The organism is Klebsiella sp. MS 92-3, from assembly GCF_000195655.1.
Lineage (GTDB): Bacteria > Pseudomonadota > Gammaproteobacteria > Enterobacterales > Enterobacteriaceae > Klebsiella > Klebsiella pneumoniae.
Window position 1 is genome coordinate 27,559 of the sequence record NZ_GL882796.1, and the last position, 4,138, is coordinate 31,696.

4 protein-coding genes are annotated in these 4,138 nt (G+C 61.1%); 3 read left to right on the top strand and 1 reads right to left on the bottom strand.

Annotated features, from left to right (window positions below):
• Both glnE and hldE read left to right on the top strand, forming a co-directional pair.
• The coding region (gene glnE / locus HMPREF9538_RS16030) for a bifunctional [glutamate--ammonia ligase]-adenylyl-L-tyrosine phosphorylase/[glutamate--ammonia-ligase] adenylyltransferase (RefSeq protein ID WP_009484820.1) at window positions 1–2,289 on the top strand (2,289 nt) is incomplete at its 5' end.
• 58 nt (window positions 2,290–2,347) lie between these two features.
• Window positions 2,348–3,781: a bifunctional D-glycero-beta-D-manno-heptose-7-phosphate kinase/D-glycero-beta-D-manno-heptose 1-phosphate adenylyltransferase HldE gene (hldE, locus tag HMPREF9538_RS16025; RefSeq protein ID WP_002916858.1), complete on the top strand. Its 1,434-nt coding sequence runs from the start codon at window positions 2,348–2,350 to the stop codon at window positions 3,779–3,781.
• Between the two features lie 77 nt (window positions 3,782–3,858).
• Here the strand turns inward: hldE and HMPREF9538_RS32210 are convergent, their stop codons facing one another.
• On the bottom strand, window positions 3,859–4,008 hold the full coding sequence (locus HMPREF9538_RS32210; RefSeq protein ID WP_020316735.1) for a hypothetical protein: 150 nt from the start codon (window positions 4,006–4,008) through the stop codon (window positions 3,859–3,861).
• On the opposite strand from HMPREF9538_RS32210, the gene HMPREF9538_RS16015 reads away from it, so the two are divergent.
• Window positions 4,000–4,138 (top strand): glycogen synthase (locus HMPREF9538_RS16015; RefSeq protein WP_032457071.1); only part of this gene is annotated, 139 nt, incomplete at its 3' end. The two genes, HMPREF9538_RS32210 and HMPREF9538_RS16015, sit on opposite strands and share 9 nt — an antisense overlap.

The window sequence follows — 4,138 nt, forward strand, 5'->3', positions numbered from 1 at the left end:
GCCCCCCCCCGGGGCGGCCGCCGCGAGCTGGATAACGCCCAGTTCTTTACCCGCCTGGGGCAGCGGCTTATCAAGGCGCTCGACCAGCCGACGCAGGACGGCTTTGTTTATCGGGTGGACATGCGCCTGCGGCCGTTTGGCGACAGCGGGCCGCTGGTGCTCAGCTTTGCGGCGCTGGAAGATTATTACCAGGAGCAGGGGCGGGACTGGGAACGCTACGCGATGGTGAAAGCGCGGATCATGGGCGATAACGACGGCGCCTACGCCAGCGAACTGCGCGCGATGCTTCGCCCCTTCGTCTTCCGCCGCTATATCGACTTCAGCGTGATCCAGTCGCTGCGTAACATGAAAGGCATGATCGCCCGTGAAGTGCGGCGTCGCGGGCTGAAAGACAACATCAAGCTCGGCGCCGGCGGCATTCGTGAAATTGAATTTATCGTTCAAGTCTTTCAGCTGATCCGAGGCGGTCGCGAACCTGCGCTGCAGCAGCGCGCGCTATTGCCGACACTGGCGGCGATTGATGAGCTGCATCTGCTGCCGGAAGGCGACGCGACGCTGCTGCGCGCGGCCTATCTGTTCCTGCGCCGGCTGGAAAACCTGCTGCAAAGTATCAACGATGAACAGACCCAGACCCTGCCGCAGGATGAACTGAACCGCGCCAGACTGGCGTGGGGGATGCATACCGATGACTGGGAGACGCTGAGCGCGCAGCTGGCGAACCATATGGCCAACGTACGGCGGGTGTTTAATGAACTGATCGGCGATGACGAGGCTCAGTCGCCAGATGAGCAGCTGGCCGAGTACTGGCGCGAGCTGTGGCAGGATGCGCTGGAAGAAGATGACGCCAGTCCGGCGCTGGCGCATTTAAACGACGCCGACCGCCGCAGCGTGCTGGCGCTGATTGCCGATTTCCGCAAAGAGCTGGATCGGCGCACCATCGGCCCGCGCGGCCGCCAGGTGCTGGATCAGCTGATGCCGCATCTGCTGAGCGAAATCTGCTCGCGCGCCGATGCGCCGCTGCCTCTGGCGCGGATCACGCCGCTGTTGACCGGCATCGTCACCCGCACCACCTATCTTGAACTGCTGAGCGAATTCCCCGGCGCGCTGAAACACCTGATTACGCTCTGCGCGGCATCGCCGATGGTCGCCAGCCAGCTGGCGCGCCACCCGCTGCTGCTGGATGAGCTGCTGGATCCCAACACCCTCTATCAGCCGACGGCGACCGATGCCTATCGCGACGAGCTGCGTCAGTATCTGCTGCGGGTGCCGGAAGAGGATGAAGAGCAGCAGCTGGAGGCGTTGCGCCAGTTCAAGCAGGCGCAGCAGCTACATATCGCGGCGGCGGATATCGCCGGCACCCTGCCGGTGATGAAGGTCAGCGATCATTTAACCTGGCTTGCCGAAGCGATCCTCGATGCGGTGGTGCAGCAGGCATGGGGGCAGATGGTGGCTCGCTACGGCCTGCCGACCCATCTGCACGATCGCCAGGGGCGCGGCTTCGCCGTCGTCGGCTACGGTAAGCTCGGCGGTTGGGAGCTGGGCTACAGCTCCGATCTCGACCTGGTGTTCCTCCATGACTGCCCGGCGGAGGTGATGACCGACGGCGAGCGGGAGATTGACGGCCGTCAGTTCTACCTGCGGCTGGCCCAGCGGATCATGCATCTGTTCAGCACCCGCACCTCGTCCGGTATTCTCTACGAAGTGGACGCCCGGCTGCGCCCTTCCGGCGCGGCGGGGATGCTGGTTACCACCGCTGACGCGTTTGCCGACTATCAGCAGAACGAGGCCTGGACGTGGGAGCATCAGGCGCTGGTGCGCGCCCGCGTGGTCTATGGCGACCCGGCGTTGCAGGCGCGCTTTGACGCCATTCGTCGCGATATCCTGACCACCCCGCGGGAGGGCGCAACCCTGCAGACCGAGGTTCGCGAGATGCGCGAGAAGATGCGCGCCCACCTCGGCAACAAGCATCCCAATCGTTTTGATATCAAAGCCGATGCCGGCGGGATCACGGATATTGAATTTATTACTCAGTATCTGGTCCTACGCTATGCCAGCGACAAGCCGAAGCTGACCCGCTGGTCTGATAATGTGCGTATTCTCGAGCTGCTGGCGCAGAACGACATCATGGACGAGGAGGAAGCGCGCGCCTTAACGCACGCGTACACCACCTTGCGTGACGCGCTCCATCACCTGGCCCTGCAGGAGCTGCCGGGACACGTGGCGCCAGAGGCCTTCAGCCGGGAGCGCGAGCAGGTCAGCGCCAGCTGGCAGAAATGGCTGATGGCTTAACTATAAAATCGGGTGTGCTATTATCGCGCGCAAAGTTTGCGTCTCGCAGGAGAGAGTCATGAAAGTAACGCTGCCGGAGTTTGAACGTGCAGGAGTGTTGGTGGTGGGTGATGTGATGCTGGACCGCTACTGGTACGGCCCCACCAGTCGTATTTCCCCGGAAGCCCCGGTGCCGGTGGTGAAGGTGGAAAATATCGAAGAACGTCCTGGCGGCGCGGCAAACGTAGCGATGAACATTGCCTCGCTGGGGGCAACCTCGCGCCTGGTGGGATTGACCGGGATTGATGACGCCGCCCGCGCGCTGAGCCAGGCGCTGGCCAACGTCAATGTGAAGTGCGACTTCGTCTCCGTCCCGACTCACCCGACTATCACCAAGCTGCGGGTGCTGTCGCGCAATCAACAGCTGATCCGCCTCGACTTTGAAGAGGGCTTCTCCGGCGTCGATCCGCAGCCGATGCACGAGCGCATTCAGCAGGCGCTGGGCTCTATTGGCGCGCTGGTCCTTTCGGACTATGCCAAAGGGGCGCTGACCAGCGTCCAGACCATGATCCGACTCGCACGCGAAGCGGGCGTGCCGGTGCTGATCGATCCGAAAGGCACCGATTTCGAACGCTATCGCGGCGCGACGTTGCTCACCCCGAACCTCTCTGAGTTTGAAGCGGTGGTGGGCAAGTGCCAGGATGAAGCGCAGATCGTTGAGCGCGGCATGAAGCTCATCGCCGAATTCGAACTGTCGGCGCTGCTGGTGACGCGCTCTGAGCAGGGGATGACGCTGCTGCAGCCGGGGCGTCCGCCGCTGCATATGCCGACCCAGGCCCAGGAAGTGTACGACGTGACCGGCGCCGGCGACACGGTGATTGGCGTGCTGGCGGCGACCCTGGCGTCCGGCAACACCCTGGAAGAGGCCTGCTATTTCGCTAACGCCGCGGCGGGCGTGGTGGTCGGTAAGCTGGGTACATCCACCGTTTCCCCTGTCGAGCTGGAAAACGCGGTCCGCGGCCGGGCTGAGACCGGCTTTGGCGTGATGAGCGAAGAGGAGCTCAAACAGGCGGTTGCGGCGGCGCGCAAGCGCGGCGAGAAAGTGGTGATGACCAACGGCGTCTTCGACATTCTGCATGCCGGTCATGTCTCCTATCTGGCGAATGCGCGCAAGCTGGGCGACCGTCTGATCGTGGCGGTCAACAGCGATGCCTCCACCAAACGTCTGAAAGGCGAAACCCGCCCGGTGAACCCGCTGGAACAGCGGATGATCGTGCTGGGGGCGCTGGAAGCCGTCGACTGGGTGGTCTCCTTCGAAGAAGATACTCCGCAGCGCCTGATCGCTGGCATCCTGCCGGATCTGCTGGTCAAGGGCGGCGACTACAAACCGGAGCAGATCGCCGGCAGCGAAGAGGTCTGGGCGAACGGTGGCGAAGTACTGGTGCTCAACTTTGAAGATGGCTGCTCAACTACCAATATTATTAAGAAAATACAAAAAGATAGCGACAAATAAGCTTTTCGCTATTCACCGGTTTGTACGGTGAAGCATCACGGCCTGCGATAGACGTATCGCGGGCCGTTTTTATTTAATCATATGGAAAATGATTTAGCGCAATAAATAATCATGTTAAGCGCATTTTTCGTACAAATCGCGTTAAGGTAAGCGTAAATACTGAAGTGAGTAAAAGGCATATGACTGATCAGAACATCCACCGCTGAAGGAGTATGCGCATGAACCATAACGATATGTATTCAATGAAGAATTTTGATTTTTTGGCGCGGAGTTTCGCCAGAATGCACGCCCAGGGCCAGCCAGTTGATCTTCAGGCCATTGTCGGCGATATGGATGAAGAACATCGTGAATGGTTTT